This window comes from Rhizobium sp. GCM10022189 (assembly GCF_042656325.1).
In the GTDB taxonomy this organism is placed as follows: Bacteria; Pseudomonadota; Alphaproteobacteria; order Rhizobiales; family Rhizobiaceae; genus Rhizobium.
The window spans coordinates 45,675-69,650 of the sequence record NZ_JBHSOR010000008.1 but is presented as its reverse complement, the minus strand read 5'-3'; the positions used below and the strand labels follow the sequence as shown (position 1 = coordinate 69,650).

Here is a 23,976-nt window from a genome sequence, read left to right as displayed (position 1 = left end):
CAGCCTCCTTCCCCTCGGGCAGGAGGCCGCCAACCCGACATGAAATGACCTGCCGGCAGGCCCTCGGGCAGCCGGAGAGGACTTTGCATCCATGTTCACCCCGGAGAGGGCTTTAAAATGAACATATCCAGATTCTTTGTCGACCGCCCGGTCTTTGCCGGTGTTCTTTCGGTCCTCATCGTGGTCGCCGGCCTGATCGGCCTCCGGGCGCTGCCGATCTCGGAATATCCCGAGGTCGTGCCGCCGTCGATCGTCGTGCGCGCCACCTATCCCGGCGCAAACCCGACCGTCATTGCCGAAACGGTGGCGACGCCGCTCGAAGAGCAGATCAACGGCGTCGAGGGCATGCTCTACATGTCCAGCCAGGCGACGTCGGACGGCGTTCTCAACGTCACCGTCACCTTCAAGCTCGGCACCGATCCGGACAAGGCCCAGCAGCTCGTGCAGAACCGCGTGTCGCAGGCCGAGCCGCGCCTGCCGGCGGAAGTGCGCGCGCTCGGCATCACCACGGTCAAGAGCTCGCCGGACTTCATCATGGTCGTCAACCTCGTCTCCGACGGGGAGAGCCATGACATCACCTATCTGCGCAACTATGCGACCTTGAACGTCAAGGACCGGCTCGCCCGCATCGCCGGCGTCGGCCAGGTGCAGGTTTTCGGCGCCGGCGACTATTCGATGCGCGTGTGGATCGATCCGCAGAAGGCTGCCGAGCACAATCTTGCCGCCAGCGACATCAGCAATGCGATCAGCTCGCAGAACGTCCAGGCCGCAGCCGGCATCATCGGTGCCTCTCCCAGCCAGCCGGGCGTCGATCTGCAGCTCAACGTGAACGCCCAGGGCCGTCTGCGCACGCCGGAGGAATTCGGCAACATCATCGTCAAGACGGGCGCCAACGGCGAGATCACCCGCCTGCGCGACGTTGCCCGGATCGAGCTCGGTGCGGCCGACTATACGCTGCGCTCGCTGCTCGACGGCAAGCCGGCAGTCGCCGTCGCCGTCCTCCAGGCGCCGGGCTCGAACGCGATCGAGATCGCCGACAATGTCCGCGCCACCATGGACGACCTGCAGCAGGCCATGCCGACAGGCGTGAAATACGAGATCGTCTACGATACGACGAAGTTCGTGCGCGCCTCGATCGAGAAGGTCATCGATACGCTGCTTGAAGCCATCGCGCTCGTCGTTCTCGTCGTCATCCTGTTCCTGCAGACATGGCGTGCTTCGATCATCCCGCTGATCGCCGTTCCGGTATCCATTATCGGTACGTTCGCGGTCATGTATGTCTTCGGCTTCTCGATCAACGCGCTCAGCCTTTTCGGCCTTGTTCTGGCGATCGGTATCGTCGTGGACGACGCGATCGTCGTGGTCGAAAACGTCGAACGCAACATCGAGGCCGGGCTCAGCCCGCGCCAGGCGACCTACAAGGCCATGAAGGAAGTGTCCGGACCGATCATCGCGATCGCGCTGGTGCTTGTCGCGGTCTTCGTGCCGCTCGCCTTCATCTCCGGCCTGTCGGGCCAGTTCTACCGCCAGTTCGCCCTGACGATCGCCATCTCGACGGTCATCTCGGCCTTCAACTCGCTGACGCTGTCGCCGGCGCTTGCCGCTCTTCTGCTGAAGGGCCATCACGCGCCGAAGGACTGGCTGACGCGGTTCATGGACGCGATCTTCGGCTGGTTCTTCCGCGGCTTCAACCGCGTCTTCGGTGCCGGCTCGAACTATTACGGCAAGGGCGTGGGCGGTCTCGTATCGCGCAAGAGCATCGTCATGGTGATCTACCTTGTGCTGGTCGGCGCGACATACAATATCTTCAATACGGTTCCCGGCGGCTTCGTGCCGTCGCAGGACAAGCAGTATCTGATCGGCTTTGCCCAGCTGCCGGATGCCGCCAGCCTCGACCGGACGGAAGACGTCATCAAGCGCATGACCGACATCGCCTTGAAGCAGCCGGGCGTTGCCAACGCGATCGCCTTCCCCGGCCTGTCGATCAACGGCTTCACCAACTCGTCGAATGCCGGCATCGTCTTCGTGACGCTGAAGGATTTCGAGGAGCGCAAGACGCCTGATCTTTCGGGCGGGGCGATCGCCATGGCCCTGAACCAGAAGTTCGGCGCCATCCAGGATGCCTTCATCGCCATGTTCCCGCCGCCGCCGGTCAACGGTCTCGGCACGACGGGCGGTTTCAAGCTGCAGATCGAGGACCGTGCGGGCCTGGGCAACCAGGCGCTCGACGAAGCCACCAAGGCCGTGCTTGCCAAGGCCTATCAGACGCCTGAACTGGCGGGCCTGTTCTCCAGCTTCCAGATCAACGTGCCGCAGCTCTATGCCGATCTCGACCGCGCCAAGGCCGAGCAGCTCGGGGTTTCCGTCACCGACGTCTTCCAGACGCTGCAGATCTATCTCGGCTCGCTCTATGTGAACGACTTCAACGCTTTCGGCCGCACCTACAGCGTCCGTGTGCAGGCCGATGCCAAGTTCCGCGCCCAGCCGGAAGATATCGGCCAGTTGAAGGTTCGCTCGGCATCGGGCCAGATGATCCCGCTCGCGGCCCTGCTGAAGGTGGATGCCAGCACCGGTCCGGAACGTGCGAACCGTTACAACGGCTTCCTCGCTGCCGATATCAACGGCGGTCCGGCTCCGGGCTTCTCCTCCGGTCAGGCCCAGGCGGCGATCGAGAAGATCCTGCATGAGACGCTGCCGGCCGGCATCGACTTCGAGTGGACCGACCTGACCTACCAGCAGATCCTGGCCGGCAACTCCAGCGTCGTCGTCTTCCCGCTGGCGCTGCTGCTCGTCTTCCTGGTGCTTGCCGCCCAGTACGAGAGCCTGACGCTGCCGCTGGCGATCATCATGATCGTGCCGATGGGTGTGCTTGCCGCCTTGACCGGCGTCTGGCTCACCGGTGGAGACAACAACATCTTCACGCAGATCGGCCTCGTCGTCCTTGTCGGCCTATCGGCCAAGAACGCGATCCTGATCGTGGAATTTGCCCGCGAACTGGAGTTCGAAGGCAGGACGCCGCGTGAAGCCGCGATCGAGGCCAGCCGCCTGCGCCTGCGCCCGATCCTGATGACCTCGATGGCCTTCATCATGGGCGTCGTGCCGCTCGTCACCTCGACGGGTGCGGGTGCCGAAATGCGCGCCGCCATGGGCATCGCCGTCTTTTCGGGCATGATCGGCGTCACCTTCTTCGGCATCTTCATGACGCCGGTATTCTACGTGCTCCTGCGCCGGATGACGGGCAACCGTCCGCTCATCCAGCACAACGACAACCATCCGCAGGACGAGGACGACCATATGAAGGTCGCTGCGGAGTAATCTCTCCTTTGTCGGGTAAATCGGGCGGGGACTTCGGTCCTCGCCCGTTTCGTTTTCGGGCATGCGACAAAAATGCGTTACGTTCATCAAAACGGTTGCATGCTGATGCGAGGGGGTTATCAAAGGCAGGCAACAGTTCGGGAGGGCCGGGTGATGCACGCATCGAAAGACGGCAGGAATGCCCGGCCGGGAGGACGAAAATGACCGACAGCAAGACCGCCAAGCGCCGCCTGCGTTCGCAGGACTGGTTCGACAATCCCGATCATATCGACATGACGGCCCTCTATCTGGAGCGCTTCATGAACTATGGCGTGACGCCGGAGGAGCTGCGGTCCGGCAAGCCGATCATCGGCATTGCCCAGAGCGGCAGCGACCTGACGCCCTGCAACCGCGTCCATATCGAACTGGCCAAGCGCGTGCGCGACGGCATCCGCGACGCGGGCGGCATCCCGATCGAATTTCCGACCCATCCGATCTTCGAGAACTGCAAGCGCCCGACGGCGGCCCTCGACCGCAATCTTGCCTATCTCGGTCTCGTCGAAATCCTCTACGGCTATCCGCTTGACGGCGTCGTGCTGACGACCGGCTGCGACAAGACCACGCCGTCTGCGATCATGGCGGCCTCGACGGTCGATATTCCCGCAATCGTCCTGTCGGGCGGGCCGATGCTCGACGGCTGGCATGAAGGAAAACTCGCCGGCTCCGGCATGGCGATCTGGCAGTCGCGGCGGAAGCTTGCGGCAGGCGAGATCGACGAAGAGGAATTCCTGCAGACGGCGCTCGATTCGGCCCCTTCCGTCGGCCATTGCAACACGATGGGCACGGCCTCGACGATGAATGCGCTCGCCGAGGCGCTCGGCCTGTCGCTGACGGGCTGCGGCAATATTCCGGCCGCCTATCGCGAGCGCGGCCAGATGGCCTATCGCACCGGCCGTCGCGCCGTGGAGATCGTGCTCGAAGACCTGAAGCCGTCGGATATCTTGACGCGCGAGGCCTTCCTCAATGCCATCAAGACCAATTCGGCGATCGGCGGCTCGACCAACGCCCAGCCGCATCTTGCCGCCATGGCGAAACATGCCGGCGTCGAGCTGCATCCGGAAGACTGGCAGGTGCATGGTTTCGACATTCCGCTGCTCGCCAATGTGCAGCCGGCGGGCGCCTATCTCGGCGAGAAGTTCCACCGTGCCGGCGGCACGCCTGCCGTCATGTGGGAATTGCTGCAGGCCGGCAAGCTCAACGGCGACTGTCGCACCGTCACCGGCAAGACCATGCGGGAAAACCTCAAAGGGCGTGAAGCACGCGACCGCGACGTCATCAGGCCCTATGACGAGCCTCTGAAGGAGCGTGCGGGCTTCCTCGTTCTGAAGGGCAATCTCTTCGATTTCGCCATCATGAAGATGAGCGTCGTGTCGGAGGATTTCCGCAAGCGCTACCTGCAGGAGCCGGGCCGCGAAGGCGTGTTCGAAGGCAAGGCCGTCGTCTTCGACGGTTCGGAAGATTATCACAAGCGCATCAACGATCCGCAGCTCGGTATCGACGAAAACACGATCCTCGCCATCCGCGGCGCCGGCCCGCTCGGCTGGCCGGGCTCGGCAGAAGTCGTCAACATGCAGCCGCCGGACCACATCCTGAAGCGCGGCATCAACAGCCTGCCGACGATCGGCGACGGGCGCCAGTCCGGCACGTCGGACAGTCCTTCGATCCTCAATGCCTCGCCGGAAAGTGCAGCCGGCGGCGGGCTTGCGTGGCTGAGGACCGGCGACATCATCCGCATCGACTTCAACAAGGGCCGCTGTGACATGCTGGTCGACGAGGCCGAGATCGAACGGCGCAAGGCCGAGGGAATCCCGCCGGTGCCCGCCGATGCGACGCCGTGGCAGCGCATCTACCGCAAGACGGTGACGCAGCTTTCCGACGGTGCGGTCATCGAAGGGGCGGCCGATTTCCGGCAGATCGCCAGCAATCCGCCAAGGCACAATCATTGATTGAAGCGTTTGTTCGGCAAAAGAATACTGAGCGAAAAGGAGGCAGTCGTAACGAACAGTTCACCTAGTAACTAGTTCGGTACTTACGAAAAGGCTTCATTAATGAGGGCTTGCGACTATATTATCAGTTTTTGCAGGCTTCCAAGGCTGAGACCAATTGCCCGAGAATAAACCAACGCGATCAGAGCAGGAGTTCCAGGATCTTCTTCGGCGACTGGAGCTGGCGCTTGATGCTTCGCAGATTGGTGTGTGGGAGCATAGTATCAACAAGGATGCTATTCTCTGGGATGCGCAGATGCACCGCCTGTACAGTACCGGCCAGACGGATCGGGAAGTGCCGACCTGGGTGTGGACGAATGCCATTCACCCAGAGGACCGGGAACGGGCCGAGCAGGATTTCGAGCGGGCGATCTCAGAACGCGGCGCCTACAATTCCCAGTTCCGCATCATTCTGCCGAGCGGGGAGATCCGGCATCTGCGCTCACGCGCGCATTTCTATGTCGACGAGGAGGGCACGCCGTCCTTCATCGGCGCCGAATGGGACGTGACCTCCGACGTGCTGCTTAATGCCGAGCTCGGCAAACAGAAGATGATGGCGGAAGCCCGCGCGCTGGCGCTCGAAGAAAGCAACGCGCGGATCGAGCATGTCGCCAATCACGATTACCTGACCGGCATGCCGAACCGGCGCCTGCTCGACAGGCGGCTTGCGGAGCTGCTGGCGGACAAGAGCGTATCGACGCTTGCGGTCCTGCATCTCGATCTCGACCAGTTCAAGCAGATCAACGACAGCCACGGGCACGCTGCCGGCGATGCCGTGTTGCGCGCGGCATCCCTCAGAATCCTGGCGGCCATTCCCCCCGATGGCATGGCCGCCCGTGTCGGCGGCGACGATTTCGTCATCGTTCTGGTCAATTTCGCCGGCCTCGACGCGTTGACCGCGATCGTCGAGGACGTGCAGCGGCGGCTGCGCAAGAAGATCCGCTTCGGGCAGGAGATGCTGCAGTCCGGCGCCTCGATCGGCGTTTCCTGGAGCAACGACAAACGGGCGCGCAATCTGCTCGCCGAATCCGATCTGGCGCTCTACCAGGCAAAAAAGCTCGGCCGCAACCGTATCGAATTCTTCAGCCGGCAGCTTCAGGACGACCTGCGCGGCAAGCGTCGCCTGGCCGAGGATCTGGCCCAGGCGCTGGAACAGGGCGAGATCATTCCCCACTATCAGGTGCAGCTCGACGCGCGCAGCCGCGAGATCACCGGGCTGGAGGCGCTGGCGCGCTGGAACCATCCGGAAAAGGGCCTGCTTGCGCCGGGCGTTTTCCTGCGCGTTGCGGATGAGTACGGGCTTTCGGCCGATATCGATGCCGCGATATTGCAGCGCGCGCTCGAGGATCGCCTTGCTTGGCAGGCTGCGGGCTGCAAGGTGCCGCGCATCGCCGTGAACATATCGCCCGGGCGTCTTGCCGATCCCGCGCTGCTGGACAAGCTGCGCCGCTTGGCCATCCCGCCGGGCGCCATCGTCTTCGAGCTGGTCGAAACGATCTTCCTCGACGATTGCGACGAGAAATTCCTCGCCAATATCGACCTCATCAAGCAGATGGGCATCGATATCGAGATCGATGATTTCGGTTCCGGCCACGCCTCGCTGATCGGCCTTGTGCGCCTGAAACCGAAGCGGCTGAAGATCGACCGCCAGCTCGTTACCGATGTTGTGGAATCGGCCGAGCAGAGGCGCGTGGTCGGATCGATCGTCGAGATCGCCAAGGCGCTCGATGTCGAGGTGATTGCCGAGGGGGTGGAGACCGAGGCGCATGCGGTCACGCTGTCACGGCTCGGCTGCGACAGCCTGCAAGGTTTTGCCCTCGGCTATCCTTCCAGCGCCGCCGATACGGGAAGCCTGCTTGCAGCGACCGGACACGACGACAAATCGCGAAGCGTTGCCGGCTGAGATTTGCAGCTGAGATCCAGTGGATGGTCGGAGGGTTGCGGTTTTGCCGGTCCAGCCGGTGAACGGCCTGGGCTGGTTCCGGGTGCGCCGACACGGCACGCCTTGGGTGCGTGCCGTATTTTTCAGGTCGTGCGGAAGCGGCCCCGGATCTGGCTCATGTAGAAATCGCCAGGAGAAGCTGCTGCGGTCAGTCCGACGACGATGCCTTCCGGGACGTCCTCGTAATGCCGGCGTTGGCCGTTGGTCAGATAGAGCGTGAGGTGTCGGGTCTCGCGCTTGTAGTCGATCGCTTCAATGAGTTTGGACTGCAGTCTAGTTTCCATGCGGTACTCCCCGATGTGTTTCGCGCGAGAGAGGTGGCTGCTGGATCCGACGAGCGGTTCAAGACAGCCCCAAAGCTAATCTCTGGTCGATTCAAGTCAAGGATCGAAAGCGCTGAGCCGCACCTATTTTGAGTTAAATGCGTCTGAAGTTTGACGCGCTAAATTAGCTCGGAAGGATTAGGAGGATTGCGCACGCCCTGGGGTGGAAACATGCTCCTCCAGCGCGTGTTCGAAGACGTTTGCGTCCAGCCTTCAAACGGGGATGACCTTGCGGGTGATTGCAGAACTGCTCCTTCTTGCCGGCCGCGTCTGTTGTGCGTTCGCGGCCGTTATAGGCGCGATGGCTCTTGCCTCCTATCTCGTCGCCTCTCCGGTCGATGCGACGCCGCGGATGGATGCGGAAAGCGGGGCGATCTGGACCTCCGTGCCGGTTCATGTCGATCCGGGCCACCAGCTCTATGAGCGCGTGCCCGATCGCTATCCCTTCAAGTTTTCGGCGGACCGGTCCCTGACGGTCATCGACAACGCGACCTTTTCCCTCGACGGCAACACTTTCGTCCTTGCCGGTGTCCCGCGCATCGCTCCGCGGGCGCTCTGTGTGGATGCGAACGGGCGGCGTCTCGCCTGCGGTCAGAATGCGGCAGGGGCGCTGCGGACAGTCTTGCGCCGCGGCTTCATCGCGTGCAGCCGCAAGGCGTTGGCACCGAAACTGTTCATGGTCAGCTGCCTGCGGGACGGTCAGGATCTTGCCGGGCTGCTCAAGGGAGTGCCGCGGCCGCAGCTCTTTACCGGCGCGCGGTAGTTACACGCGCCGCCAGAAGATGAGTTCCGGCACCAGCCAGGAGGGGTCGGGCGCGGGCAGCCAGGTCTTCGGGGAAAAGTAGTCCTTGGTGCGGCGCTGCTGGGCGGAGGTCTCCTGAAGCAGGAGCGTGAAGTTGAAGGCGCCCGGCCGCGAATATTCCTGGGTGAAGTTGATGAGGGCGCCGAAGCCTTCCTCCTTCACATCCTTCAGATTGCGGATCGCCGCCAGCGCCTCGTGGAAATCCAGCCAGGCCGGCTGCGTCAGCATGGTTTCGAAGATGCGCAATATGCTCGGGTCGAGCTGTCCGTTGCCGTCGGTCGCGGGGCCGACGAGCTTCACGCGCATGCTGGTGATCGTGCCCCTGCCATTGCCGCGCACGACGAGGAAGAGCGAGCTGGCGATATGCTCCTTCTCCTTCTTGTAGATATGTTCGTAGGAGCATTCGTACGTATCGGAATTGAAGGCCGTTTCCGTCCATTCGCTGGTTTCGACGCCAGCAGAGCGCAGCGCCTCGCACATGACCGGTCCGGAAATCCGCCATGTGCGCAGGAAGACGCTCGCGAGTGCGGGCTGCGGCGGGTCGAACATGCGCGGCGCGATCTTGATGCTGACCGGCTCGGTGCGGCGGAAAACCCTGGGCGGCGGCGGAGGCGGGGGCGCTGCGGGCGGGAAAAGCTCTATGCCGAAAGAGTGGGCGAGCGACTTCAGGTGCCGCATGTCATTCGACAGCAGCACCGTTGCGCCAACGATCGAGACGGACAGGACAATCAGCAGCCACATGACGGCGCGGCCCTTTTTCGGCTGCGGCGCCAGTTTCATGTTCTGATCGGACGATGGCATCGTCAGTTCGCGAGACCTCGGACAATGGAAGTCATCATTTATAAGGCTCGCGCCGATGTGGCAATCGATCTCGGTCCGGGGGCGGCGCGATCGCTTTCAAGCCGCGCCGGCAAAGCTTTCGAAATGCGTCAGGCCGCGATGCGCCGGTAACGCTTTCTGATCCGGTCGATATAATACTGGCCCGGCGAGGGCGCCGTCACCATGGTGCTGACGTCGTCGGCCGGCACGCCCTCGAACAGGCGCTCCTCGCCGTTGCGGAAGCAGATGCGCAGACGCCCGTCTTCCTGGCTGAAATAGACGTTCTGGATGATCCTGGATTTGACGGGAACTTCGTGCATCGTTTTTGCCCCTGTTTCGTTTTGAGGCAGCTTAAAAATAAGGATGCGAAGATACCGTCAAGGCGTATGGTAAAGATTGTTTTCTACCTGGACAGCGACAGTCTAAAAAACCGCGTTTCAATAAAATTGTAGGGATCGGTTTAAAAGGCCTGCAAATAGCGGCATGTAGAGTGAGCCTCATGAAAGCGGCCGGGCATGGACAGATGCGACCGGCGCTGCGGCCAGGTGAAAACAGCCGGCCGGCTGGAAACGGGGACTTTCGATGAGCAGACTTCTTCTTGTCGCCGCACTCGCAATTGCGGCATCGGGCGCAAGCCAGCCGGCTTTCGCTTTCGGCCCGGGCGGCTTTGGCCGCGATCTCATGTATACGTCGGCCATCGGCCACCTGCCCGAGGAGCCGCTGACGACGAGCGCCGGTTTCGTTCGCCCGAACGTGCCCTTGGCCCTGCAAGCGCCGGTCCAGGCCGAAGGCGAGGGCTATCGGCTCAAGGCCTATTCGCAGCAGCTGACCATCGTCGTCGGCTTCGTCTTCGACAGGGTTGTCAGTCAGGCGGCCGAGACCATCAGTGCTGCCGAAGCATTGGGGCCGTTTCTGCGCTAAGGCTTCAATGCCTGACAGTTTCGTCTTTCGATTTGCGCCCGCCGGAAGGATCCTGCGGGCGTAGTAATTTTCTTGAGATTGCAATTACATTGTTTCATGCTAAGGCGAGATCGAAGTTCTTTTGCATTGCATTTCAAAACGACGACACGCATCGTTCAAGCCGTGAACGCAAGTTCATCATCACCGGTCTGAGCGCTGGGGCAATCGACTTGGCGATTGCTTGGCGCATCAGAAAATGGACTTGCGGGTTTCAATCTGGGAAGGTTGCATGAATTCGGAATTTGCCGTTCGTTCCATGCGGCCCGGCGAACTGGAGCTTGCGCTGGAATGGGCACGTCAGGAGGGCTGGAATCCCGGCCTCGACGATGCGATCGCATTCCACGAAGCCGATCCTTCCGGATTTTTCGTCGGCGCCATCGGCGAGGTGCCGGTCGGCTCCATCTCGGTCGTCAAATATGGCGACAATTTCGCCTTTCTCGGTCTTTACATCGTACATCCCGATTTCCGCGGGCGGGGTTTCGGCAAGGCGATCTGGAATGCCGGTATCGCATCGGCGGGGGAGCGCACGATCGGCCTCGATGGCGTTGCCGCCCAGCAGGCAGCCTACCGCAAGGCCGGTTTCGAGGTTGCCTACAACACGATCCGTTATGGCGGCGTGCCGACATCGGTGCCGCAATCGTCACTCGTCGCGCAGCCGGTTCCGGATGCACGGCTCGAGGGCCTGCTGCGCTACGACAACGGTATTTTCCCGCAGCCCCGGGCAGCTTTCCTGGCCGCCTGGTGCACGGCGCGCAAGGGGCGCAGCTCGCTTGTCGTGCGCAAGAGCGGCAAGATCCGCGGTTACGGCACGATCCGCCGCTGTTACGAGGGCTATAAGATCGGCCCGCTTTTTGCCGGCGACGCAGACAGTGCGGCCGCCCTTCTGGCCGGTCTCATTCCACAGGCGCACGGCGCGTCGATCTATATCGATATCCCGGCCGGAAATGGCGAAGCGATTGCGCTTGCCGAAGGCATCGGGCTCGAACCCGTCATGGAAACCGCGCGCATGTATCGCGGTCCGGCTCCGGAAATCCCGCTGAAGAACGTCTATGGCGTGACGACGCTGGAACTCGGTTAGTCGACGGGCGAAGCCGGCACGGTGGGCGCCGCCGCCTTCGGGCGGCCGGTTTCGGCGATGGCGATGCCGCCGAGCGTCAGCACGAGCGCAATCATGTGGAAAAGCTGCAGCGTTTCGCCGAGCAATGCCACGGAAAGCAGCGTGCCGAAAACGGGAACGAGATTGATGAACAGGCCGGCGCGGTTGGCGCCGATTTCCTCGACGCCCCTGATATACAGTATCTGGGCCAGCAGAGAGGCGAAAATTGCCGTGTAGACGGCGATCGCCCAGCCTTCGCCGTCAGGCCATTGCGCCGTCCCGCGGGAGGCTTCCCACACCAGCAGGGGCAGGGCGGTCAGGGCGGCACCAAGCGCCGGGATCGCCATCAGCGTGCGCCAGTCGACGACGGGCTTCCAGCGCAGGAAGATCGTATAGACGGAATAGGCGGCAACGGCGATCAGCATCAGGCCGTCGCCACGGTTGAGGCTCAGCTGCAGCAGCGTTTCGAGATCGCCATGGGCAGCCGTCAGGCCGACGCCGACAAGCGTCATGCCGAAGCCGATCACCTGGGCCAGCGAAACGCCGGTGCGGAAGAAGACGAAATTCAAGAGGAAGATCAGCATGGGAATGCCGGCCTGCTCGATCGCGACATTGATTGCCGTCGTGTATTGCACGGCCGAATAGAGCATGGCGTTGAAGGTCGTGTAGCCGATCACGCCGTAGAAGAAGAGCAGGGGCAGGTTCTTGCGCACCACCGGCCAGTCCTTCTTCAACTGCGGCAGCGAGACGGCGGCGATCAGCACGAGCGCCAGAAACCAGCGAAGGAAAGTCAGCATCATCGGGCTGACATGGCCGAGCGCCAGCTTGCCGGCGACGGCATTGCCGCCCCAGCAGAGCGTCGCGATGACGAGGCAGATATAGGCTGTGGCTTGCAAGGGGCTCTTTCCGTGCATGTCGTCTCTGGCGGGCTTTTATGACCGGGCTTAGCCTGCCGGCGGCTGATTTGTCACGTAAAAAGCCGAATCTGCTGTGACAACAGGGTCGCTTTCCCAAAAACAAAGCTTTATAGATGCGCGGGTTTGAGCAGGTGTGCGGTTCTCCGCCGGTAACAGGAAGAGTTAGATGACGAACGTGGTCGTGGTCGGTTCGCAGTGGGGTGACGAAGGCAAGGGCAAGATTGTCGATTGGCTTTCGGAACGTGCTGACATCGTTGTGCGCTATCAGGGCGGACACAATGCCGGCCATACGCTCGTCATCGACGGCACGAGCTACAAGCTCTCGCTGCTCCCTTCCGGCGTCGTGCGCCCCGGCAAGATGGCCGTCATCGGCAACGGCGTCGTCGTCGACCCGCATGCGCTGATCGCCGAGATCGGCCGGCTGGAGGCGCAGGGCGTGAAGGTGACGCCGGAAAACCTGCGCATCGCCGACAACGCGACCCTTATCCTGTCCCTGCACCGCGAACTCGATGCCTATCGCGAAGACGCGGCCTCCAACAGCGGCACCAAGATCGGCACGACGCGGCGCGGCATCGGCCCGGCCTATGAAGACAAGGTCGGCCGTCGCGCCATCCGCGTCATGGATCTTGCGGACCTCGAAGCCCTGCCGGGCAAGGTCGATCGCATCCTGACCCACCACAACGCCCTTCGCCGCGGCCTCGGCGTTGCCGAAGTCAGCCATCAGGCGATCATGGACGAACTGACCTCGATCGCCGATCGGGTTCTGCCGTTCCGCGATACGGTCTGGCTGTTCCTCGACAAGCAGCGTCGCAAGGGCGCTCGCATCCTGTTCGAAGGCGCGCAGGGCAGCCTGCTCGATATCGATCACGGCACCTATCCCTTCGTGACCTCGTCCAACACGGTGGCCGGCCAGGCCGCGGCGGGTTCGGGCATGGGGCCGGGTTCGCTCGGCTATATTCTCGGCATCACCAAGGCCTATACGACGCGAGTCGGCGAAGGTCCGTTCCCGACCGAGCTGACGGACGAAATCGGTCAGTTCCTCGGTGAGAAGGGCCATGAATTCGGCACGGTGACGGGTCGCAAGCGTCGCTGCGGCTGGTTCGACGCAGCCCTCGTGCGCCAGTCGGTCGCCACGAACGGCATCAGCGGCATTGCGCTGACCAAGCTCGATGTGCTTGACGGCCTCGACGAATTGAAGATCTGCGTCGGCTATACGCTCGACGGCGAACAGATCGACCATCTTCCGGCAAGCCAGGCAGCGCAAGCTCGGGTCGAGCCGATCTACGTCACGCTGGAAGGCTGGAAGGAATCGACGGTCGGCGCTCGCAGCTGGGCGGATCTGCCGGCGCAGGCGATCAAATATGTTCGCCAGGTCGAAGAGCTTATCGGCGCGCCCGTTGCGCTTCTTTCCACCAGCCCTGAGCGTGACGACACCATACTTGTGACCGATCCGTTTGAGGATTAATGTCGCGGGTCACTTAAGGCGACCGTTCGGGAGTGTGCCGGACTTCTTGAGAAAGTACTGATGGCGGATTTTATTGCAGTTATTCGGCGGGCAGTCGACGGCCTGTCTGAAAATACCCCCGAGATGCGGGTGAAGGTCTACGAGCGTGCGCGCGGCGCAGTGCAGCGGCAGCTCGAGAACATGAAGCCGCGTCCGCCGGAAGCCATGCTGCAACGCCAGCTTGAAAAGCTTGAGGCCGCAATCCGCGAAGTCGAGGCCGAGCATTCGGAAGCCATGCCTGTTGAAGAGGCTGTCGCAGCCGTTCCGGAGCCCGAAGCCTATCAGGAGCCGGCGCCCGAACACGAAGCCGAACCGGAGCCCGGGCAGCCGGCCTCCGTTGCCGAGGCGCCTGCCGAGGAAAGCGATGACCGGCAGGACGCGGAGCCTGTCTACGAGCAGGCTGCCGAGCCGGAAGAGGTCGTCCAGGCGGCTGCTCCCGCCGAAGAGGCCGTGCCCGAACATGCCGGATGGCATCCCTCTCACGAAGAGGAGGCGCCGGCAGAGGAATGGCGCGTGCCGGAGGAGGCTCAGGATCATGGCGAGCCCGAGCACCTTCATGAACCGGTGGAGGAATATTTCCGCGAAGAGCCGCGTCCCGAAGAGGTCGCTGCCGAGCCGGTAGCCGAAACCGCCGGCGAGGTGGAGGAAGAGGTTCACCAGCCGGCGCCGCGCGGCCTGGACCGCGCGTCCAATCGGCTTGTCGAGCCGATGGCCGATTTCGAACCGCAATCGCAGCCGCAGACCAACGACTTCATCGAGCACACGCGCGAGGAACCGATTGCGGTGGATGCGGCAGCGCATTTCGATCGCATGTGGTCCGAGCCGGCTGCCGAAACGCCGGCTCCCATACCGCAGGAAGCCGAGACCGAGTGGGCGCGCGAGGAGCTCCAATCCTTTGCCGAGGCTACGCCTGCCGTTCCCGCCGATGCTTCGGCACGCGCTTTCGACGAGGTCTCGACACTCGGAAACGGTGCTTCGCCGGCCGCCATGCCGGCTGCCAAGGAAAACTTCTCCTGGGAAGCGGCCGCCTTCGACGACCTGCCGCCGATCGAGGCCGGCACGGACAAGAAGACGCCCGTTTCCGCGCATTTCGACGACGTCGATATCTTTGCGGAAGTGCATGCCGGCAACGGCTCCAGTTCGGCGGCTCCCGCACCGGCCGCAGCCCCCGGCGAAGGCTGGCGCGAGGCGCGTGCGCTGCGTGGTTACGACCGCCGCAACGCTGCAGCCGACGACGACGACAGCAATCCGCCGATGGATCTGGACCAGATCGTCGCTTCCAAGATGCAGGGCAAGAGCTTCCGCATGGAGCCCAAGCGCCGCCGCTTCGGTATCGGCACGATCCTGGCGGTGCTCGTGACGCTCGGCATTCTTGGCGGCGGCGCCTATGCCGGCTGGACGAACCGCGAAGCAGTAATGGCAATGGTCGACGGTCTCGTTAGTTCGGCGCCGTCGCAGGCGGCGCGCGACGATGCGGCCACGCCGGGGGCAACGTCTCCGGCGCAGCAGAACGGCACATCCGCAACACCCCGGGCGACGGATGAGGGGGCTGCGACGCCGCCGGCGCGAGCCAACCAGGAAGTCGCCTCGCTCGACGGTTCGGCCGCCAATACCAAGTTCACCCAGCGGCTGCTTGCCGATGGCACCGAAGTCGACAGCGGACCTGCGGCCGTGCCGGGCACGCCGACGGCGGAAGGCAAGTCGGTCGCCGAGCAGAATGTCGCTGCCGCCGATACCAGCGCGCCGAGCGTCCAGTCCGATGCTGCGCCCGCCGAAAACCTGACACCGAACGGCGCTGTCGCAGCGCCCGCCGCACAGAGCACGCCTGTGGGCGCCACGGAAAAGATGTTCCTCTACGAGGAGCGGATCGGTGAAAGCTCGCCCACGGCAATCGAGGGGTCCGTCGTCTGGACCGTGCAGCACGAGGCCGGACAGGACGGCCGTCAGGAGGCCACCGTGCAGGGCAACGTCACCGTGCCGGAGCGCAACCTTTCGGCACTGCTGACCTTCAAGCGCAATTCCGATCCGTCGCTGCCGGCAAGCCATCTGGTCGAGATCGTCTTCTCGGTTCCGCCGAATTTCGAAGGCGGCAGTATCGACAGCGTCCAGCGCATTTCGATGAAGCGCACCGAGCAGGATCGCGGCGATCCGCTGATTGCGGTTCCGGCCAAGATCACAGACGATTTCCATATGATCGCGCTTAACGACTATCCGGATGCGCGCAAGGCCAATCTGGACCTTCTTGCCACCCGCGACTGGATCGACATTCCGATCACCTATCGCAACGGCCGCCGGGCGCTCTTGACCATGCAGAAGGGCGCCACTGGCGGGAATGCCTTCAACACGGCGATCAAGGAATGGACGGCGCTCGGAGATCTCTCGACCAGCCAGTGAGGTCGAAGATCCCTGAAGAAACCGGGCAAAACAAAAGGCGGGCCGCAAAGACCCGCCTTTTTCATGTCGTCACTGCGACCGGCTTATGCTGTGGCTTCGACCACGCGCACGGCCTTGGCGCGCTCCAGCGCTTCCTTGCGGACCGCGTCCTGCACCTTTTCGAAGGCGCGGACCTCGATCTGGCGGACACGCTCGCGGCTGATGTCGAATTCGGCCGAAAGGTCTTCCAGCGTCACCGGATCTTCGGCAAGGCGACGAGCCTCGAAGATGCGGCGTTCGCGGTCGTTCAGCACGCTCATGGCCTTCGACAGCATGCGGCGACGAGTATCGAGCTCATCCTGCTCGATCAGCACGTCTTCCTGGCTGTCGTGGTCGTCCACGAGCCAATCCTGCCACTGGCCGCTGTCGCCTTCGGAGGCCTTGATCGGGGCGTTCAGCGATGCGTCGCCGGAAAGGCGACGGTTCATCGAAACGACCTCCTCCTCGGAGACGTTCAGCTTGGTGGCGATCTCGGTCACATGTTCCGGCTTCAGATCGCCGTCGTCGATAGCCTGGATACGGCCCTTGAGACGGCGCAGGTTGAAGAACAGGCGCTTCTGGTTGGCGGTCGTGCCCATCTTCACCAGAGACCACGAACGCAGGATATATTCCTGGATCGAGGCCTTGATCCACCACATGGCGTAGGTTGCAAGGCGGAAACCGCGTTCCGGATCGAACTTCTTGACGGCCTGCATCAGGCCGACGTTACCTTCGGATACGACTTCGCCGATCGGCAGGCCGTAGCCGCGATAGCCCATGGCGATCTTCGCGACGAGGCGAAGGTGGCTGGTGACGAGCCTGTGGGCGGCGTCGCGATCGCCGTGCTCGGAGTAACGCTTGGCGAGCATGTACTCTTCCTGCGGCTCCAGCATCGGGAATTTGCGGATTTCGTCGAGGTAACGATTGAGACCGGCTTCGCCGGCGGTAATGGACGGCAAGTTATTTCGGGCCATAATGCACCCTCCTTATATGGATTCCGGTTCCCGATGGAACGCGCCCTCGCGTTAAAGGCAAACCGGGACATGCGGCTCTCTTCAAGCCCGCAATAGGTCCATTTACAGATAAGTATGGCGAAACGGGGATTCAAGGTGGTCCCGGCGTTCACGAGCCCGTTATCGGGCCTTGGCCGGCGCCTGCCGCCGGCATTGATTTTACAGGCGGCTGCCGCATTTTTCCAGTGGCGGCGGCACTCTTGCCCGACCGCTTCGATGAGGGGAACCTGATGACCAGACCAGCTTTTGCCGCCATCCTGCTGCTTTCGCTTTCGGCCGTTCTTTCATCCTGCGCCAATACGGCAAGGGGACTGGCGGAGGATGGGCGCGATACCAGCCATGCTCTCGACAATGCCACGCACCGGATCCTGGGTGCAGGCGCCAAATAGCGGTCGCAACCTCTCAGCCGCGCAGCGCTTCGGCAAGCTCGATCATGTCGTCCGGCAACGGCACTTCGAAATGCATCACCTCGCCGGTCCGCGGATGCTCGAATTGCAGCATGTAGGCGTGCAGCGCCTGGCGGCCGAACGTCCTGACGACCTTGCGGGCCTCGTCTGGCAGTAGATTGGCCTTGGTCTTGAAGCCGGCGCCGTAGACGGCATCGCCCAGCAGCGGATGGCCGATATGGGCCATGTGGACGCGGATCTGGTGGGTGCGGCCGGTTTCCAGATGGCATTCGACCAGAGAGGCGAGGGCGCTCGCATCCGGGTTTTCGTGGAAGCGTTCGAGCACTTCGTAATGGGTGATCGCCTCGTCGGCATTGTCGCTGTCGGCGCGCTTGACGGCGCGGCGGGTGCGGTCGCCGGTGGCGCGGCCGAGCGGCGCGTCGATCGTTCCCGAGAGCGCGCGCGGACGACCCCAGACGATCGCCTGATAGGCGCGTTCCAGCGGCATGGTGCGGCCGTGATCGGCAAACTGCAGCGAGAGATGGCGGTGGGCCATGTCGTTCTTGGCGACGACCATGACGCCGGTCGTATCCTTGTCGAGGCGGTGCACGATGCCGGGGCGGCGCACGCCGCCGATGCCGGAGAGCGTGTCGCCGCAATGGTGGATCAGCGCGTTGACGAGAGTGCCGGTCCAGTTGCCGGGACCGGGATGGACGACGAGGCCGGCGGGCTTGGAAATGACGATGACGTCTTCATCCTCGTAGAGGATATCGAGCGCAATAGCCTCGCCCTTCGGCGCCGGATCTTCAGGCTCGGGCAGGGTGATCTCGTAGCTGTCGCCAGCTCGCACCTTGCGTTGCGGATCGGTAACGGGCGCGCCCTTCAAGAATACCTGCCCGTCCTTGATCAGCGCCTTGATGCGGCTGCGGGAAAACTCCTCGCCGACCTGCGCGGTCAGCCATGCATCGAGGCGGCCTTCGGCCGTCTCGTCGGCGGTCAGGACTTTTCTATTGTCATCTGCTTGTTTAAAGGGGTCGCTCAAGACGCTTCTTCTCCGACGTATTTTTAGAACGGGACGCCATAGATGACGAAATTCGAGCCAGCCGACGACGAGCAGGAAGAAAAGCCCCTCGATCCGGCTATGGAAAATGTCCGGCGCAAGATGGTTCGCCTGCAGATCGTCTCGGGCGCCATCATGTTCGTGAGCCTTATGGCGGTCTTCGGCGCCGTTGTCTACAAGGTGACGCGTGCGGAACCGTCCCAGGCCACGGCATCTGCAGGCTCTTCCGGCGTTCCTTCAGACGCACCGGTAACGGCAACCGCTTCGCTGCCGATCGGCTTCAGGATCGAGCAGACGTCGCTTTCCGGCGGGCAGATCCTGTTTTATGGCACCGATGTCGACGGCAAGCGCAAGGCGCTGGTCTTCGACATCAAGGCAGGCCGGATCGTGGCCAATATCACGCTGTCGGGCAATTGAGGCCGGCATGGCCGCAAAGCCCGTCACGATCGAAAACCCCGGCGATCCGCGAATTGCGGAGTTTCGCGACATCCGCGAGCGCGACCTGACGGGCCGGCAGAACCGCTTCATCGCCGAAGGCACGGTCGTGCTGCGCATGCTTGCCGAGGCGCATGCGGCGGGCCGGGGATTTTCGGCCGAAAAGATACTGCTGCTCCGCAACCGGCTCGAGGGCGTGTCCGAGATTCTCGACCGCTTTCCCGTCGAGGTGCCGGTCTATCTGGCGGATGCCGATGTTCTGGACGGTATCGTCGGCTTCAACATGCATCGCGGCGTGCTCGCTCTCGGGCGGCGGGAGCAGGCGGCGGAGGCCGCGCTTCTCGATGGACTGCCCGAGCGGGCGCTGGTTCTGGTGGGCTGCGGCATTTCCAATCACGACAATGCCGGGTCGATGTTTCGCAATGCCGCTGCCTTCAAGGCGGATGCGATCCTTCTTGACGAGACATGCTGCGATCCGCTCTACCGCAAGGCGCTGCGTGTTTCGGTCGGCTCGGTGCTGAGCACGCCCTACCACCGCGGCGGGGATGCGATTGCGCTGCTGTCGAGCCTTGCCGAGCGTGGCTTTGCCATCTGGACGCTTTCTCCGCGCGGCGAAACGGACATCCGCCGGATACCGGCTTGCGATCGCATGGCGCTCGTCGTCGGCACCGAGGGCGAGGGGCTGCCGGAGGCAGTGCTTTCCCGGTTCCGCAGCGCGCGCATTCCCCAGTCCGACGGGCTGGACAGTCTCAACGTGGCGACGGCGACGGGTATCGCGCTCTTTGCCATATCCTCGGCGATGGCGCGGATCTGACGGTTCAGCGCTGCGGATCGGCGATGATCGCAGCCGCGCGGTCGGCGAGGTTCACGCGGTCGTTTGCTCCCTTCTTCTCGCCGGCGGCAGGAAGGAGGGGAAGGATCGGAGAGGACGGGCCTTCCTTGAGGGCTGTGAGCGCCACCATGTTGGCGGCGATCGAGGTAATTTCCTCGCGAAGCGCGCCATCGCGTCCCGTGTTGTTTCTTGCCTTGAACAGATGGTCGGCAAGGGCTGCGCTGCGCCGGCGCACATTGTCGCTCATCTGCGCGGCGATGGCGGTGAGATCGAGTTCGGAGGCTTCCGCCTCGCTGGCCGCTTCGGCGGGCAGATCGGCCAGCGACTTGGCGAGGCCGGCATCACGCAGCACCTTGGCGGCCTTGCGCAGTTCGGCATTGGCGGCCTTCAGCTGATCCTTCAGCCTGGCGATTTCCTGCTGCCGGCGGCCGAGAAGAACTTCCTTGTCTGCCGCGGAGGCAGCCTCGCGGGCGGCCTTGTCTTCCAGGCGAATGACCATGTGCTGTTGCTGGCTGAGCTTCTGTTCGGCGTCCTTGGCGCGCTTCTGCAACACGATCGTGTCCTGGCGGATCGTATCGCGTTCCTCGCGCAGCGCGTTGGCTCGGAACTTCAGGTTCTCGGCTTCCGTCTCGCGCGCTGCAAGGTCGATCTTCAGGCTGTCCGTCTGTTCCGCAAGCTTGGAAAGCCGCGCACGCAGCGTTTCCAGTTCGCTATCCTTGTTGGAGCCGGCCTGTTCGGCAATGTGCAGGCTGGTCTTCAGCTGGCTGATATAGTTTTCGTCCTTGCGCAGGTGCGAGCGCTGCTCGGCCGCCTCAACCTGCATTTCGCCGATCTGCGCGCGCGCCTCGTTGACTTCGGAGGCCAGTCTGCCGGCATCGACGGCGAGCGCGTCGTGGCGAAGCTGCAGGGAGAGCGATTTCTCGCGTTCGCGCTGCAGGTCCTGCGCCGTGCGGGCATTTTCGGCGGCGTAGAGCGCGCGCACCATGTCCTTCTGCGCCCGCACTTCCTGCGGGCTCAGCGGCATCGTCGCCTTGAGGCGGTTTTCCGTATACCAGACGATGCGGCGATGGACGGCAGGCGAGACCAGAAAGACAAGAAAGGCCGCGGTCAGGAAGCCCAATCCGAACAAAAGAGCATATTCGATCACGGCGCGGCCATCGATTCGAAGGTTGATACGGGTCAGTCCGGTTGATTAAGCACGCAGCCGCCGCATCGGCAAGGCTGCGCGCACCGGCAAGACCATATTCCCAAGGATATTAGCGCCGGTTCCGGCTTTTCAGAAGGGGTTCCAGGTCGGGTTCGGCGTGATCTTGAGGTAGCCGACATTGATTCCGAGACGGGCGCCGACGCCGGTGCGGATCGGTACGACCAGGACATTGTTGTTCTTGAGCAGCGTCATGCCGAAGCCGGCAATGACATAGGCCGAGCCGCTGACGCCGCCGAAGCGCGCATAGATGGAATCGATGGAGGGCAGGTCATAGACCAGCATCATGACGCGGGAGCCCTGGCCGCCGTAATCGAGGCCGAGGGAGGGACCCTGCCAGTAAAGCGGATGTTCGCCGGCATTCTTGGTGTTGAGCTGGCCCTCGCCGTAGGTGAGGCCGGCGATGAAGGCGCCGCCGCCTTCCTGACCGAGAATGTAGCCGTTGGGCAGGCCGTATTTCTGGAAGGCGTTTTCAACAACCTTGGCCAGACCGCCGCTGGTGGAGCCGAAGAAGGAGTGGCCGGCATCGACGATCTCCTGCATCGTGTACTGGCCGTTGTCCTGCGCGGCAGCCTGTCCGGCCACGACCACCGAGGATACCATGATCGCGGTCAGCAACCTGCAGAAGCCGATAAATCTTCCGAGAAATTGGAGGCGCATGATGTCATCCATTCGTCATTGTCAGGGGCATTGGCATTTGATGCATTTTGCGCCGATCGTCTTAACAATCGGTTTACCAAATATGGTGTCATTATGGCGATGAGTACGGTCGCAAACTTCGCGCAATTTTGATCAGGCACACTACCGGGTGGAATGACACTGCCGCCCTCAGGAGACGATGATGTCCAAGAACCCGAATCTCACTCTGTCCGGCCCGGACCTGGCAGCACTTCTGTGCAGCCGCGTGTGCCATGACGTGATCTCGCCCGTGGGCGCGATCAACAACGGCCTGGAGCTTCTGGACGAAGGCGGAGCGGATTCGGACGCGATGGATCTCATCCGCACCAGCGCGCTCAATGCTTCGGTTCGTCTCAAATTCGCACGCCTTGCCTTCGGTGCCTCCGGTTCCGTCGGCGCCTCGATCGATACCGGCGAGGCGGAACGCGCCGCCAAGGACTTCGCGGTGGCCGAAAAGAAGACCGAGGTGACATGGAACGGTCCGCGCGCGATCGTCGCCAAGAACAGGGTCAAGCTGCTCCTGAACCTCTTCCTCGTCGCCTATTCCTCCATCCCGCGCGGCGGCAGTCTGGATATCACGCTGGAAAATCCGGAATTCGATGCGAGCTTCACGCTTGTCGCCAAGGGCAAGCTGATGCGCGTGCCGCCGAAATTCATCGAAATCGCCACCGGCACCGTCGAAGAGGCGATCGATGCGCATTCGATCCAGCCTTACTATACGGTGCTGCTGGCGGAAGAATGCGGCATGGTCCTGGATCATGTGGTCGGCGCCGAAGAGATCGTCTTCACTGCCAAGGTCGCTGCCGCGTAGTTCACCGATTGCTGATCGAAGCGGCGGCGGTAACGATTCCTTAGCCTGATCGACCTATCTTCGAAGGTTAGGAAGGCCCTCGACGGAGACGGCGCGAGGGGTAAGGAGCTGCCATGCAGAGATTCATGATCACCGACAGTTCGGACATCGTTCGTAAGGTCGGCAAGCGAATCCTTTCCGAGCTCGATTTCCTGGTCAGCGAAGCCTCGAATGCCGAAGAGGCGCTGCAGCGCTGCCAGGCCGAACTTCCCGAATATCTGATCGTCGATTCGGGCATGGAGGGAGCGCTCGATCTCATCGCTGCCATCCGCGCCATGGATGGCGGCAAAGAGGTGAAGATCTATTATTGCGTCATCGAGGCGGATCTCAAGAAGCTGATGGCCGGCAAGCGGGCCGGGGCCACCGACTTCCTGCTCAAGCCCTTCGACCGCAAGATCCTTACCGCCGTGTTCGGAAATCGGGCAATCGCCGCCTGACGGGCCGCGCCAATCGTTAACGGGAGCCGTCCTTCGGGGCGGCTTTTTCATTTCGCGATAGCCGCGCCCAAACAAAAATCCCGCCACAAGGGCGGGACTTTCAAGGATAAGGGGATTCGGCGGATCAGGCGGTTTCGGCGTATTCGGCACCATCGGGCTCGCGCAGCACATAGCCGCGACCCCAGACGGTTTCGATATAGTTGGCGCCGCCGGCAGCATTTGCGAGCTTCTTGCGCAGCTTGCAGATGAAGACGTCGATGATCTTCAGTTCCGGCTCGTCCATGCCGCCGTAAAGGTGGTTCAGGAACATTTCCTTGGTGAGCGTGGTGCCCTTGCGGAGCGAGAGAAGCTCCAGCATCTGGTATTCCTTGCCCGTCAGGTGCACGCGCTGGCCGCCGACTTCGACGGTCTTAGCGTCGAGGTTGACGATGAGTTCGCCCGTGACGATGACCGACTGGGCATGGCCCTTGGAGCGGCGGACGATGGCGTGGATACGGGCGACGAGCTCGTCCTTGTGGAACGGCTTGGTCATATAGTCGTCGGCGCCGAAGCCGAGACCGCGAACCTTGTCTTCGATGCCGGCCATGCCCGAAAGGATGAGGATCGGCGTCTTGACCTTCGACAGGCGGAGAGTGCGCAGCACTTCATATCCGGACATGTCGGGAAGGTTCAGATCGAGAAGGATGATATCGTAATCGTATAGCTTGCCCAGATCCACGCCTTCTTCGCCGAGATCCGTCGTATAAACATTAAAACTCTCAGATTTGAGCATCAGTTCGATGCTCTGCGCCGTAGCGCTGTCATCCTCGATGAGAAGTACCCGCATAATTATCCCCTTTACCGCCGCCGAAAGGTGGCATGGCCCCCTACGCGATACCGAATAAGCTACGTGATTTGGAAGCTGCCACGAAATGGTTAACAAATTCTAATTCACTCTGGCAAGGAGTATCGAATTTATTAAATAATT

The 23,976-nt window shown here is 62.6% G+C and carries 21 protein-coding genes and 1 pseudogene; 13 read left to right on the top strand and 9 right to left on the bottom strand.

Going from position 1 to position 23,976, the window contains the following annotated elements; translation table 11 throughout:
* Positions 1-117: 117 nt before the first annotated feature.
* The 3 genes and pseudogenes from ACFPWW_RS08030 to ACFPWW_RS08020 all read left to right on the top strand — a co-directional run bounded on the left by ACFPWW_RS08030 (position 118) and on the right by ACFPWW_RS08020 (position 7,242).
* A complete protein-coding gene (locus ACFPWW_RS08030) occupies positions 118-3,315 on the top strand; it encodes an efflux RND transporter permease subunit (RefSeq protein ID WP_112704683.1) in 3,198 nt (1,065 codons plus the stop codon).
* Positions 3,316-3,515: 200 nt separating this feature from the next.
* Positions 3,516-5,300, top strand: a complete 1,785-nt coding sequence (locus ACFPWW_RS08025) for an IlvD/Edd family dehydratase (protein WP_112562867.1) — start codon at positions 3,516-3,518, stop codon at positions 5,298-5,300.
* Between the two features lie 131 nt (positions 5,301-5,431).
* Positions 5,432-7,242: pseudogene (locus tag ACFPWW_RS08020) on the top strand (putative bifunctional diguanylate cyclase/phosphodiesterase).
* A gap of 122 nt (positions 7,243-7,364) precedes the next feature.
* Here the strand turns inward: ACFPWW_RS08020 and ACFPWW_RS08015 are convergent.
* On the bottom strand, positions 7,365-7,565 hold the full coding sequence (locus tag ACFPWW_RS08015) for a KTSC domain-containing protein (protein ID WP_051942244.1): 201 nt from the start codon (positions 7,563-7,565) through the stop codon (positions 7,365-7,367).
* A 268-nt stretch (positions 7,566-7,833) separates the two neighbouring features.
* Between ACFPWW_RS08015 and ACFPWW_RS08010 the strand changes: the two genes are divergently transcribed.
* Positions 7,834-8,367 carry a hypothetical protein gene (locus ACFPWW_RS08010; RefSeq protein WP_377311313.1) on the top strand — a complete coding sequence of 178 codons (534 nt, stop codon included), beginning with the start codon at positions 7,834-7,836 and terminating at the stop codon, positions 8,365-8,367.
* On the opposite strand, the gene ACFPWW_RS08005 is transcribed toward ACFPWW_RS08010, so the two are convergent.
* Both ACFPWW_RS08005 and ACFPWW_RS08000 read right to left on the bottom strand, forming a co-directional pair.
* A complete protein-coding gene (locus ACFPWW_RS08005; RefSeq protein ID WP_112755566.1) occupies positions 8,368-9,207 on the bottom strand; it encodes a DUF6030 family protein in 840 nt (279 codons plus the stop codon).
* 128 nt (positions 9,208-9,335) lie between these two features.
* Positions 9,336-9,545, bottom strand: a complete 210-nt coding sequence (locus ACFPWW_RS08000; protein ID WP_112705967.1) for a KTSC domain-containing protein — start codon at positions 9,543-9,545, stop codon at positions 9,336-9,338.
* A 262-nt stretch (positions 9,546-9,807) separates the two neighbouring features.
* Between ACFPWW_RS08000 and ACFPWW_RS07995 the strand changes: the two genes are divergently transcribed.
* A complete protein-coding gene (locus ACFPWW_RS07995; RefSeq protein ID WP_112705966.1) occupies positions 9,808-10,146 on the top strand; it encodes a hypothetical protein in 339 nt (112 codons plus the stop codon).
* Positions 10,147-10,414: 268 nt separating this feature from the next.
* On the top strand, positions 10,415-11,263 hold the full coding sequence (locus ACFPWW_RS07990; RefSeq protein WP_112562853.1) for a GNAT family N-acetyltransferase: 849 nt from the start codon (positions 10,415-10,417) through the stop codon (positions 11,261-11,263).
* On the opposite strand, the gene ACFPWW_RS07985 is transcribed toward ACFPWW_RS07990, so the two are convergent.
* The gene (locus tag ACFPWW_RS07985) at positions 11,260-12,177 is read right to left on the bottom strand and encodes a DMT family transporter (protein ID WP_112753652.1); all 918 of its coding nucleotides are present in this window, start codon (positions 12,175-12,177) and stop codon (positions 11,260-11,262) included. The two genes, ACFPWW_RS07990 and ACFPWW_RS07985, sit on opposite strands and share 4 nt — an antisense overlap.
* A 187-nt stretch (positions 12,178-12,364) precedes the next feature.
* On the opposite strand from ACFPWW_RS07985, the gene ACFPWW_RS07980 reads away from it, so the two are divergent.
* The gene (locus tag ACFPWW_RS07980) at positions 12,365-13,663 is read left to right on the top strand and encodes an adenylosuccinate synthase (RefSeq protein ID WP_112562849.1); all 1,299 of its coding nucleotides are present in this window, start codon (positions 12,365-12,367) and stop codon (positions 13,661-13,663) included.
* 60 nt (positions 13,664-13,723) lie between these two features.
* A complete protein-coding gene (locus ACFPWW_RS07975) occupies positions 13,724-16,096 on the top strand; it encodes a hypothetical protein (protein ID WP_377311312.1) in 2,373 nt (790 codons plus the stop codon).
* 83 nt (positions 16,097-16,179) lie between these two features.
* Here ACFPWW_RS07975 and rpoH read toward each other — a convergent pair whose 3' ends face one another.
* On the bottom strand, positions 16,180-17,088 hold the full coding sequence (rpoH, locus tag ACFPWW_RS07970) for an RNA polymerase sigma factor RpoH (RefSeq protein WP_037104500.1): 909 nt from the start codon (positions 17,086-17,088) through the stop codon (positions 16,180-16,182).
* A gap of 269 nt (positions 17,089-17,357) precedes the next feature.
* On the opposite strand from rpoH, the gene ACFPWW_RS07965 reads away from it, so the two are divergent.
* Positions 17,358-17,516 carry an entericidin gene (locus ACFPWW_RS07965; protein WP_112563191.1) on the top strand — a complete coding sequence of 53 codons (159 nt, stop codon included), beginning with the start codon at positions 17,358-17,360 and terminating at the stop codon, positions 17,514-17,516.
* Between the two features lie 13 nt (positions 17,517-17,529).
* Here the strand turns inward: ACFPWW_RS07965 and ACFPWW_RS07960 are convergent, their stop codons facing one another.
* Positions 17,530-18,555, bottom strand: coding sequence for an RluA family pseudouridine synthase (locus ACFPWW_RS07960; RefSeq protein ID WP_112705962.1), 1,026 nt, complete (start codon positions 18,553-18,555; stop codon positions 17,530-17,532).
* A gap of 42 nt (positions 18,556-18,597) precedes the next feature.
* Between ACFPWW_RS07960 and ACFPWW_RS07955 the strand changes: the two genes are divergently transcribed.
* Together ACFPWW_RS07955 and ACFPWW_RS07950 are read left to right on the top strand one after the other, a co-directional pair.
* Entirely contained in the window at positions 18,598-18,990 is a 393-nt protein-coding gene (locus ACFPWW_RS07955) for a hypothetical protein (protein WP_377311311.1), read from the top strand.
* Between the two features lie 7 nt (positions 18,991-18,997).
* Entirely contained in the window at positions 18,998-19,822 is an 825-nt protein-coding gene (locus ACFPWW_RS07950) for a TrmH family RNA methyltransferase (protein WP_377311310.1), read from the top strand.
* A 4-nt stretch (positions 19,823-19,826) separates the two neighbouring features.
* On the opposite strand, the gene ACFPWW_RS07945 is transcribed toward ACFPWW_RS07950, so the two are convergent.
* Both ACFPWW_RS07945 and ACFPWW_RS07940 read right to left on the bottom strand, forming a co-directional pair.
* Positions 19,827-20,987: a hypothetical protein gene (locus ACFPWW_RS07945; RefSeq protein WP_377311309.1), complete on the bottom strand. Its 1,161-nt coding sequence runs from the start codon at positions 20,985-20,987 to the stop codon at positions 19,827-19,829.
* A 129-nt stretch (positions 20,988-21,116) separates the two neighbouring features.
* Positions 21,117-21,704 (bottom strand): DUF1134 domain-containing protein, encoded by a 588-nt coding sequence (locus ACFPWW_RS07940; RefSeq protein ID WP_112563189.1) that lies wholly within the window; start codon positions 21,702-21,704, stop codon positions 21,117-21,119.
* Positions 21,705-21,885: 181 nt separating this feature from the next.
* Here ACFPWW_RS07940 and chpT point away from each other — a divergent pair, with 181 nt between their 5' ends.
* Positions 21,886-22,533, top strand: coding sequence for a histidine phosphotransferase ChpT (gene chpT / locus ACFPWW_RS07935; protein WP_112562836.1), 648 nt, complete (start codon positions 21,886-21,888; stop codon positions 22,531-22,533).
* Between the two features lie 113 nt (positions 22,534-22,646).
* A complete protein-coding gene (locus ACFPWW_RS07930) occupies positions 22,647-23,009 on the top strand; it encodes a response regulator (RefSeq protein WP_112562834.1) in 363 nt (120 codons plus the stop codon).
* Between the two features lie 124 nt (positions 23,010-23,133).
* Here the strand turns inward: ACFPWW_RS07930 and ctrA are convergent, their stop codons facing one another.
* The gene (gene ctrA / locus ACFPWW_RS07925) at positions 23,134-23,835 is read right to left on the bottom strand and encodes a response regulator transcription factor CtrA (RefSeq protein WP_112562832.1); all 702 of its coding nucleotides are present in this window, start codon (positions 23,833-23,835) and stop codon (positions 23,134-23,136) included.
* Between the last annotated feature and the right edge of the window lie 141 nt (positions 23,836-23,976).